Origin of the sequence: Cytobacillus depressus (assembly GCF_008923245.1) — a bacterium.
GTDB lineage: Bacteria > Bacillota > Bacilli > Bacillales > Cytobacillaceae > Cytobacillus > Cytobacillus depressus.
Genome location: NZ_WBOS01000002.1, coordinates 591,680 through 604,894 on the forward strand (window position 1 = coordinate 591,680; position 13,215 = coordinate 604,894).

Sequence of the window (13,215 nt, forward strand, 5' to 3'; positions counted from 1 at the left end):
GTAAAAATCAACTTAATGATGGTGGTGGCTGAATGAATGCAGAAATCATTGCTGTTGGGTCCGAGTTATTGCTAGGTCAAATTGTGAATACGAATGCTCGTTTTTTATCACAGCAGCTTGCTGATTTAGGAATCAATGTATTTTACCATACAGTCGTTGGCGATAATCCGCAGCGCCTAAAGGCCGCAATCGAAATGGCCGAAGGACGCTCTGATTTTCTTATTTTCACTGGCGGATTAGGTCCAACAAAAGATGATTTAACGAAGGAAACGATTGCGGCTCATGTAAAAAAGCAGCTTGTTATGGATGAACAGGCACTGGAGCAAATCACACTCTATTTTGAACGATCGAATCGCACCATGACTGAGAACAATAAAAAGCAGGCAATCATCCTGGAAGATTCTCACGTGCTGCCGAATGAGCATGGCATGGCGCCCGGAATGCTATTAAATATCGAAAAACATATGTATATGCTTCTTCCGGGACCTCCGAAAGAGATGGAACCAATGTTTTTAAAATATGGTTATCCTCTGTTGCGTTCTAAGCTAAATGAAGATGAGACAATTGTTTCGCGAGTTTTAAGGTTTTTTGGGATCGGGGAGGCGCTACTTGAAACCGAAATTGAAGATTTAATCGATTCTCAAACGAATCCGACGATAGCGCCGCTAGCCTCAGATGGTGAGGTTACGTTAAGATTGACTGCTAAGCATAAGCAAAGGGACACAGCGCTTCGATTATTGGATGAAACGGAACGAGTGATCCTCTCGCGTGTAGGCGAATATTTTTATGGATACGATGATACAACCCTTATGCATGAGGCTATGAAAATAATTAAAGAAAAAGGTTTGACGATTAGCTGTGCCGAAAGCTTAACAGGAGGAATGTTTCAGCAAACCTTTACAGCCATACCCGGTGCTGGAGCTTACTTAAAGGGTGGCGTTGTTTGCTATACGAACGAGGCGAAAGCTAAAGTTTTACATGTTCGTGAAGAGACCATTAACGAGCAAGGAGCCGTTAGTGCACAATGTGCTTCCGAATTAGCTGAAAATGTATCGTCTTTAATGAATTCTGATATAGGGATAAGTTTTACTGGTGTTGCGGGTCCAGATGAACTAGAAGGACATCCGGTTGGGACAGTATTTATTAGTATTTTTATAAAAGGCCAACATGTACAGACGCAAAAGCTGCATCTAGGGGGAACACGTGAGGCCATACGTATTAGAACTGTAAAATATGGCTGCTATTTTCTCATAAATTGCTTAAAGAAAATTAAGAATGTCCATTAAGAGGCATTCTTTTTTTAATTTCTGACAATGGGGTAATTTTTAATTATCACGGCTTAATTCCCTTTGAAAATACTATTTTCTCTTAGGGAAAACATCATTTCTAGTAAAATTTCGAGTTGAAAAAAGACGAATGAATGTTCGAATTTTTCCTCGACAAACTATTGAAAAACAGTTATAGTAAAGATAGGTTTTGAGAACATAAAAAACAAATAGATTTTGGCTGTAATAAAGGAGGAAGTATCATGAGCGATCGTCAAGCAGCACTTGAGATGGCATTAAAACAAATAGAAAAGCAATTTGGTAAAGGCTCTATTATGAAACTAGGGGAGCAAACGGACCGACAAATATCTACTATCCCAAGTGGTTCACTAGCATTGGATGCTGCACTTGGAGTAGGCGGCTATCCTAGAGGGCGAATCATCGAAATCTATGGACCTGAAAGCTCAGGTAAGACAACTGTGGCATTACATGCAATTGCAGAAGTACAAGCAACGGGTGGACAAGCGGCATTTATTGATGCGGAACATGCTCTTGACCCTGTTTATGCACAAAAGCTTGGAGTTAATATTGATGAATTGCTACTTTCTCAGCCTGATACCGGAGAGCAAGCATTAGAGATTGCTGAAGCCCTTGTACGTAGTGGGGCAGTCGATATTCTCGTCATTGACTCAGTTGCTGCTCTTGTACCAAAAGCAGAAATTGAAGGGGAAATGGGCGATTCTCATGTCGGCTTGCAAGCGCGATTAATGTCTCAAGCATTGAGAAAACTATCAGGCGCTATTAATAAATCAAAAACAATTGCTATCTTTATTAACCAGATCCGTGAAAAAGTCGGAGTCATGTTTGGAAATCCTGAAACGACTCCGGGTGGACGCGCTCTTAAATTCTACTCAACGGTCCGTCTTGAAGTACGGCGTGCTGAACAATTAAAGCAGGGCACTGATATAGTAGGAAATAAAACGAAGATTAAAGTAGTCAAGAATAAAGTTGCTCCACCATTCCGAGTGGCTGAAGTGGACATTATGTATGGTGAAGGGATTTCTAAAGAAGGCGAAGTTATTGATTTAGGTTCTGAGCTGGATATTGTGCAAAAGAGCGGATCTTGGTATTCCTATAATGAGGAGCGTCTCGGACAAGGTCGTGAAAATGCGAAGCAGTTCCTAAAGGAAAATCTAGATATTCGTAAACAAATTCAATCGCAAATTCGTGAACACTATGGTCTTGATGATGTCAGAGTAATTAGTGATGATGAGCAAGAGGACTTTCAATTGGCCGATTAATACTATATGTAAAAAAATAAGAGCAAAGCCGTTATAATATATGGCTTTGCTTTTTATATTCATAACTATAATTAATGAAAAAAAATCCCCGCATATATTAAAGAAGGTAAAAAGGCACATTAATAAAAGGCTGTACCGACAAAGCCTTGACAATGAAATTCCACACCTTTACAATTAAAATTGTATATTTTACATTTTATGATGAATGAAAACGTTGAAAAGCCTTTGTGCTGTATGTTTGTTGAATGAAACAATATACATGCCGACACTTTAGAAACGTAACACAAAAGTTCATAGCAAGAGGAGGTGAAATGATGGAACATTTACCAGCAATCATCATCTCCAGTTTGCTTGGCCTATTCGTCGGTGCAGTTGTTAGCTATTTTGTTAGCAGGTCCATAGCTCAAGCGAAGATCGCAGGAGCCAAAGATTCTGCAGAGCAGATATTAGAGGACTCAAAGCGGGAAGCAGAAGCTTTAAAGAAAGAAGCTTTGCTTGAAGCAAAGGATGAGATTCACAAGCTTCGCACAGAAGCGGAGCGTGAAATTCGTGATCGAAGAAATGAGCTTCAAAAACAAGAAAATCGATTACTGCAAAAAGAAGAAAATCTTGATCGTAAAGATGAAACGTTAGATAAACGTGAAGCACTTTTAGAGAAGAGGGACGATTCTCTTAACAAAAGACAACAGCATATTGAAGAGATGGAAAGCAAAGTGGACGAGATGGTACGAACACAACAAGCCGAGCTTGAACGCATCTCGGGCTTAACTCGTGAAGAGGCTAAGTCCATCATTTTAGAGCGAGTAGAGCAGGAAGTGGCTCATGATGTCGCTCTAACGATTAAAGAGGGCGAAATACGAGCGAAAGAGGAAGCCGATAAGAAGGCAAAGGATATCTTGTCACTGGCAATCCAACGATGCGCAGCGGATCATGTAGCGGAAACAACTGTTTCAGTTGTAAACCTGCCAAATGATGAAATGAAGGGGCGGATTATTGGTCGTGAAGGCCGAAATATCCGTACATTAGAAACTCTAACAGGAATTGATCTTATTATTGATGATACACCAGAGGCCGTCATTTTATCAGGGTTTGATCCAATTCGCCGCGAGACTGCCCGTTTAGCTTTAGACAAGCTTGTTCAGGACGGTCGTATCCATCCTGCACGCATTGAAGAAATGGTCGATAAAGCTCGCCGTGAAGTCGATGAACATATTCGGGAAATTGGTGAACAGACGACTTTCGAAGTGGGTGTACATGGACTTCATCCGGATCTCATTAAAATTTTAGGTCGTCTAAAATTCCGGACAAGCTACGGTCAGAATGTATTAAAGCATTCCATGGAAGTAGCACAGCTGTCAGGCTTATTAGCAGCAGAGTTAGGACAAGATGAGGTCCTTGCTAGACGTGCGGGCTTACTTCATGATATCGGGAAAGCGATCGATCATGAGGTTGAAGGAAGCCATGTTGAAATTGGGGTTGAGCTTGCAACAAAATATAAAGAGCACCCAATTGTAATCAACAGTATTGCTTCACATCATGGTGACACTGAGCCTACTTCAATTATTGCGGTTCTAGTAGCTGCAGCAGATGCGCTTTCTGCCGCAAGACCTGGAGCAAGACGAGAAACGTTGGAGAATTATATCCGCCGACTTGAAAAGCTTGAAGAGATTTCTGAATCTTATGATGGCGTTGAAAAGTCATTTGCTATCCAAGCAGGACGAGAAATTCGTATTCTCGTTAAACCAGAGCAGATTGATGATTTAGAAGCTCATCGTTTAGCAAGAGATATTCGCAAGAAAATTGAAGAAGAGCTTGATTATCCTGGACATATTAAAGTAACGGTTATTCGTGAAACACGAGCCGTAGAATACGCAAAATAAAGCGGTGCTGAGCATCGCTTTATTTTTTTCCAAAGGTCAGGCGTATTTTTGATTAAATTCAAAATGGAAACGGAAAAATAAGTATGAGTTAACTTACTTAAAGTAACGTATTGTAAAAAAGTTAAAAGAAGGGAAAGTTATATGAATATATTATTTATTGGGGATGTAGTAGGCTCGATGGGAAGGGATATGATAAAAGAATATGTCCCAAAGCTTAAAGAAAAATACCGTCCTCATATTACTATTATAAATGGTGAAAATGCTGCAGGAGGAAAAGGAATTACAGAGAAAATTTACCGCGGCTTTTTGGAAGCAGGTGCACAGGCAGTTACGCTTGGCAACCATTCATGGGACAATAAAGAAATATTTGATTTTATCGATGAAGCGAAGTATTTAGTGCGCCCTGCAAACTTTCCAGAAGGAAATCCCGGAAAAGGAATAGTTTATTTGAAATACAATGCAATGGAAGTTGCCGTTATCAGCTTGCAAGGGCGAACGTTTTTACCGGCTATCGACTGTCCCTTTAGAAAAGCTGATGAATTAGTAGAAGAGGCTAGAAAAAGAACCTCTGTTATTTTTGTTGACTTTCACGCAGAAGCGACAAGTGAAAAGCAGGCACTAAGCTGGTATTTGGACGGAAGAGTTTCGGCAGTCATTGGAACACATACACATGTGCAGACAGCTGATCATCGTATTTTGCCTGATGGTACCGCCTGCATGTCAGATGTTGGGATGACAGGACCTTATGATGGTATATTAGGGGTTGAAAGAGAAGCTGTATTAAAAAGATTTATAACAAGCTTACCTGTAAGATTTGAAGTCGTCAAAGAGGGCCGTACCCAATTAAGTGCAGTCCTCATTGAAATAGATAATCAAACTGGAAAAGCCAAAAAGATCAATCCGATTTTAATAAATTCTGACCATCCTTTTTATTCTTAAACAAATAACTGTGTCTTTTGTCCAATGGCAAAAGATGCAGTTATTTTTTTTTTGCAAAAAATGCGAAAAGGAATATTTCATAATTTTGTCCAAGCCGGAATATGTGAATTAAGACTTGAATATAGTAGCAATGGAATGATCTATACCTGATATGTTCATTTCCAGACTATTCATAAGGTGATTATTGGTCATGAACATGCGGGAGGGGAAAACAAGGAGGAGCTAGGAATGGAAATATTAAAAGTTTCAGCAAAATCTAATCCCAATTCTGTAGCAGGTGCGCTTGCAGGTGTTCTGCGTGAAAGAGGCGGCGCTGAGATCCAAGCGATTGGTGCCGGTGCACTAAACCAGGCGGTAAAAGCAGTAGCTATCGCAAGAGGATTTGTCGCGCCTAGCGGAGTGGATTTGATTTGTATCCCGGCATTCACAGATATTAAAATTGATGGAGAAGAGCGGACAGCAATAAAACTTATTGTTGAGCCGAGGTAGAACGAAAAGCGGAAGCGGCCAAAGCGAGGAACATCGACTAAAAGCCGCCACGTCCTGTGGCGAATGTCGATGTCAGCACTTCCTGTGCAAGTCCAAGAAAAACAAACGAAGAAAGACCTGTTGCTAATTAGCAAACAGGTCCTTTTTGTGTGTAGACTATCTACAAATGTGAAATTTCCATAACTATTTATTATATTGATTAAAAAACTAAAATATTCAAATTTCAACCAATAATTGGTGTGAAAGGGTTGCTTTTTTATGAAACTAGGTCTAGAATTGAAAGCGTTTAGTACCTTATCAAAATCAAGTAAAAACTGCTAAAATAACGGTGAAAAGTATTGAGATTGATTGAGTACTAATCTTTTAAAAAAATTCGTTTTTATACTTTTTTAATGTAACCAAAGGGGTGTAAGACATGATCAATCAACTTTCGTGGAAAGTTGGAGGGCAACAAGGGGAAGGTATTGAGAGTACGGGAGAAATATTCTCAGTCGCATTAAATCGTTTAGGCTACTATTTGTATGGATATCGCCATTTTTCTTCGCGAATTAAAGGCGGTCATACAAACAATAAGATTCGCGTAAGTACTACTCAAGTAAGGTCTATTTCAGATGATCTTGATATTTTGGTTGCATTTGACCAAGAAACAATCGATTTAAACTACAAAGAACTTCATGATAAAGGCGTCATCATTGCTGATGCAAAATTCAAACCTGTTAAACCTGAAGATACGAATGCCGCAATGTACGCAGTTCCATTTACTGAACTGGCAACGGAACTTGGAACATCCCTAATGAAAAACATGGTTGCGGTTGGTGCAACTTGCGCAGTACTGAACTTAGATATTAACGTATTTGAAGAAGTAGTTCAAGAGATTTTTGGACGAAAAGGTCAACAAGTTGTTGATAAAAATATGGAAGCCATTAAAGCTGGCTTTGATTTTATGAAAGAAAATCTAGAGGGTACAACAGAATTGATGGAGCTTGAAAAGGCTGATGGCAAGAAACGTTTATTCATGATTGGAAACGATGCCATAGCTTTAGGTGCACTTGCTGCCGGTTGCCGATTCATGGCAGCTTATCCGATCACTCCAGCTTCAGAAATTATGGAATATTTAATTAAAAAGCTTCCACCACTTGGCGGGGCTGTGATCCAAACAGAAGATGAAATTGCTGCTGTTACAATGGCGATTGGCGCTAACTATGGCGGTGTTCGTGCTTTAACTGCGTCTGCAGGTCCAGGACTAGCTCTAAAGATGGAAGCAATTGGGCTAGCTGGAATGACTGAAACGCCGTTAGTCATTGTTGATACACAACGTGGAGGTCCGTCTACAGGTCTACCAACTAAACAAGAACAATCTGACTTAATGGCGATGATTTATGGAACTCATGGAGAAATTCCAAAGATCGTCATGGCGCCAAGTACTGTTCAAGAAGCATTCTATGATACAGCAGAAGCATTTAACCTTGCTGAAGAATACCAATGTCCAGTTATCGTCCTATCTGACCTTCAATTATCATTAGGAAAGCAAACAGTGGAACCGCTTGAATTTGATAAAGTTGAAGTGCGCCGCGGTAACCTGCAAACTGGGGAATTACCAGAATTGGACGGTAAAAATTACTTTAAGCGCTATGAATTAACGGAAAATGGCGTTTCACCACGCGTCATTCCTGGCATGAAGCATGGTATTCACCATGTGACTGGTGTAGAGCACGATGAAACTGGGAAGCCATCTGAATCTGCCGTAAATCGTAAAGCACAAATGGATAAACGCTTCCGTAAAATTGAAAACATCAAATTTAATACACCTGTTCATATAAATGCTCCTCATGAGGAAGCAGACCTATTAATTGTCGGCTTTAACTCAACACGCGGAGTGATTGAAGAAGCAATGGGACGTCTTGAAAAGGATGGTTTAAAAGTAAATCATGCACAAATTCGTTTGATTCATCCGTTCCCAACTGATGAAGTACTGCCGCTCGTAAAATCTGCTAAAAAGATCGCTGTTGTTGAAAACAACGCTACTGGGCAATTGGCAAATATTATGAAGATGAACGTCGGACACGCAGATAAAATTCACAAAATGTTAAAATACGACGGAAATCCATTCTTGCCACATGAAATTCAGACAAATTGCAAGGAGTTGTTCTAAATGGCAACATTTAAAGATTTTCGAAACGATGTTAAACCAAACTGGTGCCCAGGCTGTGGAGACTTCTCTGTACAAGCGGCTATCCAGCGTGCGGCAGCGAATGTTGGGCTTGAGCCTGAAAATTTAGCAGTGATATCTGGTATTGGATGTTCAGGGCGTATTTCAGGATACATTAATTCCTATGGTTTCCATGGTATTCATGGCCGTGCCCTTCCTATTGCCCAAGGGGTGAAAATGGGAAACCGTGATTTAACGGTTATCGCTTCTGGAGGGGATGGAGATGGATTTGCGATCGGTATGGGTCACACGATCCACGCCATTCGCCGTAATGTAAATGTTACGTATATTGTTATGGATAACCAAATTTATGGTTTAACAAAAGGACAAACTTCACCACGTTCGGCAACCGGTTTTAAAACAAAATCAACTCCTGAAGGATCAATTGAACAAGCTATTGCTCCAATGGAAATGGCTTTAACTGCTGGTGCAACCTTTGTTGCCCAAAGCTTTTCAACGGATCTTAAAGATTTAACAGCTTTAATTGAAGCTGGTATTCAGCATGATGGCTTCTCTTTAATTAACGTGTTTAGCCCATGTGTCACTTATAATAAAGTGAATACTTATGACTGGTTCAAAGAGAATTTAACGAAGCTTAGCGATATGGAAGGATATGATTCTTCTAATCGAGAATTGGCTATGCAAACATTAATGAAGCATAATGGTCTTGTTACTGGATTAATCTATCAAAACACTGAGCGTAAATCATATCAAGAGTTGTTAAAAGGCTACTCTGAGAAACCGTTAGCACAAGCGGATCTAACTTTAGATCAGGCTCACTTTGATAAGTTAGTTCAAGAATTTATATAAGCTTCTAAGGAACCCAATTTTGGGTTTCTTTTTTTGGAAAAAAAGTGATTGAAATCACATCAAAAAAGTAGTCTTTATATATGATTAGTAATTGCAGAACCAAAATGTTTTTTACATAATAGATCTCCAAAGCTGTATGGGCTTCAAATCAGTATATCTGTTGTTTTCAAACTCTAAAAGCATTATACTATACTAATGTGTATAGATTTATTCTATACATTGAAAAAGCTTTTTAATAAAAATAATCACATGAAAATGAAATTCTTAAACCCAGTTATTTAGAAAGGGGATTATATATGAACGAAAAACAAAGACTTGAAGGACAACAAGTAGTCACAGCCAATCCAACGGACAAAAAATCCGAAAAGGATTACAGTAAATATTTTGAAACAGTTTTCACGCCGCCATCATTAAAGGATGCGAAAAAACGTGGAAAAGAAGAAGTTAAATACCATAATGACTTTAATATTCCGGAAGAATTCCTTGGTATGGGGAAAGGCCGTAAGTTCTATATCCGCACATACGGCTGCCAAATGAATGAACACGATACAGAAGTTATGGCTGGAATTTTTATGGGGCTTGGATATGAACCGACCGATACAGTAGATGATGCAAACGTCATTTTATTAAACACATGTGCCATTCGAGAAAATGCAGAGAATAAAGTATTTGGCGAGCTTGGACATTTAAAGCACTTAAAAAAGGAAAAGCCAGATCTTCTTTTAGGTGTTTGCGGCTGTATGTCTCAAGAGGAATCTGTCGTTAATAAAATCTTGAAAACTTATACACAAGTTGACATGATTTTTGGAACTCATAATATTCATCGCCTGCCTAATATTTTGCAGGAAGCTTATATGTCAAAAGAAATGGTCATTGAAGTATGGTCTAAAGAGGGAGATGTTATTGAAAATCTTCCAAAAGTACGCCAAGGCAAAATTAAAGCATGGGTTAATATTATGTACGGCTGTGATAAGTTCTGTACGTACTGCATCGTCCCTTATACAAGAGGGAAGGAGCGCAGCCGCCGGCCAGAAGAGATTATTCATGAGGTAAGACAATTAGCGGCTCAAGGCTATAAGGAAGTTACCCTGCTAGGACAAAATGTTAATGCATATGGAAAAGACTTTGAAGATATTAAATATGGTTTAGGCGATCTAATGGATGAGATTCGTAAAATTGATATTCCGCGTGTCCGTTTCACGACAAGCCATCCACGTGATTTTGATGATTATCTAATCGATGTGCTTGCAAAAGGCGGAAATCTTTTAGAGCATATTCACTTACCTGTTCAATCAGGTTCAACAGAAGTGTTGAAAATTATGGCTCGTAAATACACGAGAGAACAATATTTAGAGCTTGTACGAAAAATTAAAGCTGCCATCCCTAATGCAACCTTCACAACGGATATTATTGTTGGTTATCCGAATGAAACGGAAGAACAGTTCCAAGAGACGCTATCATTATATCGTGAAGTTGGATATGAAGCAGCCTATACATTTATATATTCTCCACGTGAGGGCACACCGGCAGCTAAGATGCAAGATAATGTACCGATGGAAGTCAAAAAAGAACGTTTACAGCGACTAAATGCAGTTGTTAACGAATTTTCTGCTGAAGCAATGAAGAAGTATCACGGCCAAACGGTTGAAGTATTAGTAGAAGGCGAAAGTAAGAATAATCCGGATGTGTTAGCGGGCTATACTAGAAAAAATAAGCTTGTTAACTTTATCGGTCCAAAAGCTGCCATTGGTCAAATTGTAAAAGTAAAAATCACAGATGCTAAAACTTGGTCATTAAACGGAGAAATGGTTGAAGAACTAGATGCGGTAGAGGTGGAGTAAGATGGTGAAGTATACGAAGGATGATATTGTTGCCCGTGCAAAAGAGCTTGCACAAATGATTGCTGAGACAGAAGAGGTTGCCTTTTTTAAAAGTGCTGAAGCGCAAATTCATGATAATGAAAAAGTAAGTGCAACAATTACTAATATTAAAGGTCTGCAAAAGCAAGCTGTTAATTTACAGCACTTTGGAAAAAAAGAGGCATTAAAAAAGACTGAAGATAAAATTGAATCACTGCAAAACGAATTAGATGAAATTCCGGTCGTTCAGGAATTTAAGCAATCACAAATCGAAGTCAATGAACTGCTTCAAATAGTGGCATCCGTTATCTCGAATACAGTCACAGATGAAATCATCACCTCTACAGGCGGAGATCTTCTAAGTGGGGAAACAGGTGCAAAAGTTAATAAGAGCAGCTGTTCCCATCATTAATTAAAAAATCCAACCCCCTTATTTGAATGGTTTACTCAAATAGGGGGTTTTTTATTGTTCAGGTTGAGCGCTTGGGCGGCTGTTTTCATACATCGTGGGCACACTCATTCGAAAAAAGCATACTATGAATTATGCTAATACATTTACCTAACATTCATCAATAAATATCGCACACTAGTCTAATATCCCGCATAGGATGAAATGAAAATGAAGGAGGAGGTTCGCTCGCAATGGGAGAATACAGAGAGATAATAACCAAGGCGGTCGTGGCGAAAGGACGAAAGTTTACCCAGTCCAATCATACGATTAGTCCTAAACATCATCCAACTAGCATTCTTGGCTGTTGGATCATAAACCATAAGTACGATGCGAAAAAAGTCGGGAAAACAGTCGAAATAAGTGGCTCATATGACATTAACGTTTGGTATTCCTTTGACAATAATACAAGAACTGAAGTAGTTACAGAATGTGTCGAATATAAGGATGTCATAAAGCTAAAATACCGTGATCCGGACAGTATAGATGACCACGAAGTAATTGCACGCGTACTCCAACAGCCTAACTGCTGTGAGTGTGTCATTTCACCGAATGGTAACAAAATCATCGTCCATGTAGAAAGAGAATTCCTTGTTGAAGTGATCGGAGAAACGAAGGTTTGTGTAGCTATTCATCCGGATAAAGTCGAAAGTGAAGATGATGACGAAGCATGGGGATTAGATGTCGATGATGAAGAATTTGAAGATTTAAATCCCGATTTCTTAGTTGGTGACGAAGAAGAATAATAATTAACTAGGAGGTTTTGCTTCCTAGTTTTTCTTTTGTTAAAAAATATATTTTTAAATCTTTGAACTTGTTATATAATATAAATAATTTATCGTGGCTGAAGGAGGAATAATCATTGGAAAACTATTGGATTTTTGTCGTGATGTGCATAATGTTAATCATATTGCCAGGTCCAGATACGGCTCTTGTTACGAAAAATTCCATCTCGAAAGGAAAAAAAGCGGGTTTGCATACGGTTTTTGGCACACTTGTTGCTCTTCTTATTCATACTTTAGCTACTGTGTTGGGGTTATCCGCTTTAATTGTTAAATCAGCTTTCTTTTTTTCGATATTAAAATACATTGGTGCAATTTACTTGATATATCTTGGTTGTAAATCAATCATGTTTATTATGAAAAAAAGACCAGTAAGTGACAATGAAAATAAGAATAAAATGCTCAAATTTGAAAAAAAATCATATTTTCTTCAGGGATTTCTATGTGATATTCTAAATCCGAAAGTGGCAGTATTCTTTCTGACGTTTTTACCACAATTTACTGGGTCTAACAGTAATGCTTTTTTAGGATTTTTAGTATTAGGTTTAACTTATACACTTTTGACTATGATCTGGTCTATATTTTATATTTATTTAATTAATTATATTAGCGAATTTATGAAAAAGCCATCTACCTTAAAGACTGTTGAGGGGATAACCGGAGGAATACTTATTCTTTTCGGGATCAAATTAGCTTTAGAACAAAGGTAAGTAGTACAAACACTAGTGATTTTTCTAAGAAACTACTTAATTTGTATTTTCAAATATTTGAATTTATTTATACACTTTATACAGGAGCAAATCTTCTTTTCGATAGAATAGAAAAATAATAATATAAACTTAAAAGCTATGCATTTCTATTAGAGATGCATAGCTTTTTTCTGCTTCTTTTAATCGTTTGAAATTAAGGAAATTAATTTTTTGGCAAATTTCAACAATAATATATTCGAATAATATTTATTCTATAAATTTTGATAATTTATTGAAATTTATAAAAATAGATATTGTATGTCAGAAAACTTTATGTATAATAAATATTATAGTAATTAAAAAATCATTATAGTGATTTATCAGACTTATATGTAAGCGTTTCCTTTCGGATTGTCTGTTGTAATTTATAAATTTAAGAAAGGAGGTGGATTAAAACGAGATTAATTATTCTCATTTTAGAAGATTAGGAGGTGTTTTATTACGTAAAGTACACAATGATGTATTCTATATAATCCTCTTACTG

11 protein-coding genes are annotated in these 13,215 nt (G+C 38.0%); all 11 read left to right on the forward strand.

Features of this window, described 5'->3' with window-relative positions; translation table 11 throughout:
• The first annotated feature begins 32 nt into the window (after positions 1-32).
• The 11 genes from F7731_RS08205 (at position 33) to F7731_RS08255 (ending at position 12,692) form a co-directional block, all read left to right on the forward strand.
• Entirely contained in the window at positions 33-1,286 is a 1,254-nt protein-coding gene (locus F7731_RS08205) for a competence/damage-inducible protein A (protein WP_151534277.1), read from the forward strand.
• 242 nt (positions 1,287-1,528) lie between these two features.
• Entirely contained in the window at positions 1,529-2,566 is a 1,038-nt protein-coding gene (gene recA / locus F7731_RS08210; RefSeq protein ID WP_151534278.1) for a recombinase RecA, read from the forward strand.
• A 314-nt stretch (positions 2,567-2,880) separates the two neighbouring features.
• Positions 2,881-4,446, forward strand: coding sequence for a ribonuclease Y (gene rny / locus F7731_RS08215; RefSeq protein ID WP_151534279.1), 1,566 nt, complete (start codon positions 2,881-2,883; stop codon positions 4,444-4,446).
• Between the two features lie 141 nt (positions 4,447-4,587).
• Positions 4,588-5,385 carry a TIGR00282 family metallophosphoesterase gene (locus tag F7731_RS08220; protein ID WP_151534280.1) on the forward strand — a complete coding sequence of 266 codons (798 nt, stop codon included), beginning with the start codon at positions 4,588-4,590 and terminating at the stop codon, positions 5,383-5,385.
• Positions 5,386-5,613: 228 nt separating this feature from the next.
• Positions 5,614-5,874 (forward strand): stage V sporulation protein SpoVS, encoded by a 261-nt coding sequence (gene spoVS, locus F7731_RS08225; protein ID WP_009791522.1) that lies wholly within the window; start codon positions 5,614-5,616, stop codon positions 5,872-5,874.
• A 415-nt stretch (positions 5,875-6,289) separates the two neighbouring features.
• Positions 6,290-8,026, forward strand: a complete 1,737-nt coding sequence (locus F7731_RS08230; RefSeq protein WP_151534281.1) for a 2-oxoacid:acceptor oxidoreductase subunit alpha — start codon at positions 6,290-6,292, stop codon at positions 8,024-8,026.
• Entirely contained in the window at positions 8,027-8,893 is an 867-nt protein-coding gene (locus F7731_RS08235; protein WP_151534282.1) for a 2-oxoacid:ferredoxin oxidoreductase subunit beta, read from the forward strand.
• A gap of 296 nt (positions 8,894-9,189) precedes the next feature.
• On the forward strand, positions 9,190-10,734 hold the full coding sequence (gene miaB, locus F7731_RS08240) for a tRNA (N6-isopentenyl adenosine(37)-C2)-methylthiotransferase MiaB (protein ID WP_151534283.1): 1,545 nt from the start codon (positions 9,190-9,192) through the stop codon (positions 10,732-10,734).
• Between the two features lies 1 nt (position 10,735).
• Positions 10,736-11,164 (forward strand): YlbF/YmcA family competence regulator, encoded by a 429-nt coding sequence (locus F7731_RS08245; RefSeq protein WP_151534284.1) that lies wholly within the window; start codon positions 10,736-10,738, stop codon positions 11,162-11,164.
• Positions 11,165-11,394: 230 nt separating this feature from the next.
• The gene (locus F7731_RS08250) at positions 11,395-11,946 is read left to right on the forward strand and encodes an outer spore coat protein CotE (RefSeq protein ID WP_151534285.1); all 552 of its coding nucleotides are present in this window, start codon (positions 11,395-11,397) and stop codon (positions 11,944-11,946) included.
• A 116-nt stretch (positions 11,947-12,062) separates the two neighbouring features.
• Positions 12,063-12,692 carry a LysE family translocator gene (locus F7731_RS08255; RefSeq protein ID WP_246197154.1) on the forward strand — a complete coding sequence of 210 codons (630 nt, stop codon included), beginning with the start codon at positions 12,063-12,065 and terminating at the stop codon, positions 12,690-12,692.
• Positions 12,693-13,215: the final 523 nt, after the last annotated feature.

What these genes read in the sequence shown, in the direction of transcription:
- F7731_RS08205 (WP_151534277.1), top strand. Translation starts at nt 33, where the DNA reads ATGAATGCAGAAATCATTGCTGTTGGGTCCGAGTTATTGCTAGGTCAA.
- recA (WP_151534278.1), top strand. Translation starts at nt 1,529, where the DNA reads ATGAGCGATCGTCAAGCAGCACTTGAGATGGCATTAAAACAAATAGAA.
- rny (WP_151534279.1), top strand. Translation starts at nt 2,881, where the DNA reads ATGGAACATTTACCAGCAATCATCATCTCCAGTTTGCTTGGCCTATTC.
- F7731_RS08220 (WP_151534280.1), top strand. Translation starts at nt 4,588, where the DNA reads ATGAATATATTATTTATTGGGGATGTAGTAGGCTCGATGGGAAGGGAT.
- spoVS (WP_009791522.1), top strand. Translation starts at nt 5,614, where the DNA reads ATGGAAATATTAAAAGTTTCAGCAAAATCTAATCCCAATTCTGTAGCA.
- F7731_RS08230 (WP_151534281.1), top strand. Translation starts at nt 6,290, where the DNA reads ATGATCAATCAACTTTCGTGGAAAGTTGGAGGGCAACAAGGGGAAGGT.
- F7731_RS08235 (WP_151534282.1), top strand. Translation starts at nt 8,027, where the DNA reads ATGGCAACATTTAAAGATTTTCGAAACGATGTTAAACCAAACTGGTGC.
- miaB (WP_151534283.1), top strand. Translation starts at nt 9,190, where the DNA reads ATGAACGAAAAACAAAGACTTGAAGGACAACAAGTAGTCACAGCCAAT.
- F7731_RS08245 (WP_151534284.1), top strand. Translation starts at nt 10,736, where the DNA reads ATGGTGAAGTATACGAAGGATGATATTGTTGCCCGTGCAAAAGAGCTT.
- F7731_RS08250 (WP_151534285.1), top strand. Translation starts at nt 11,395, where the DNA reads ATGGGAGAATACAGAGAGATAATAACCAAGGCGGTCGTGGCGAAAGGA.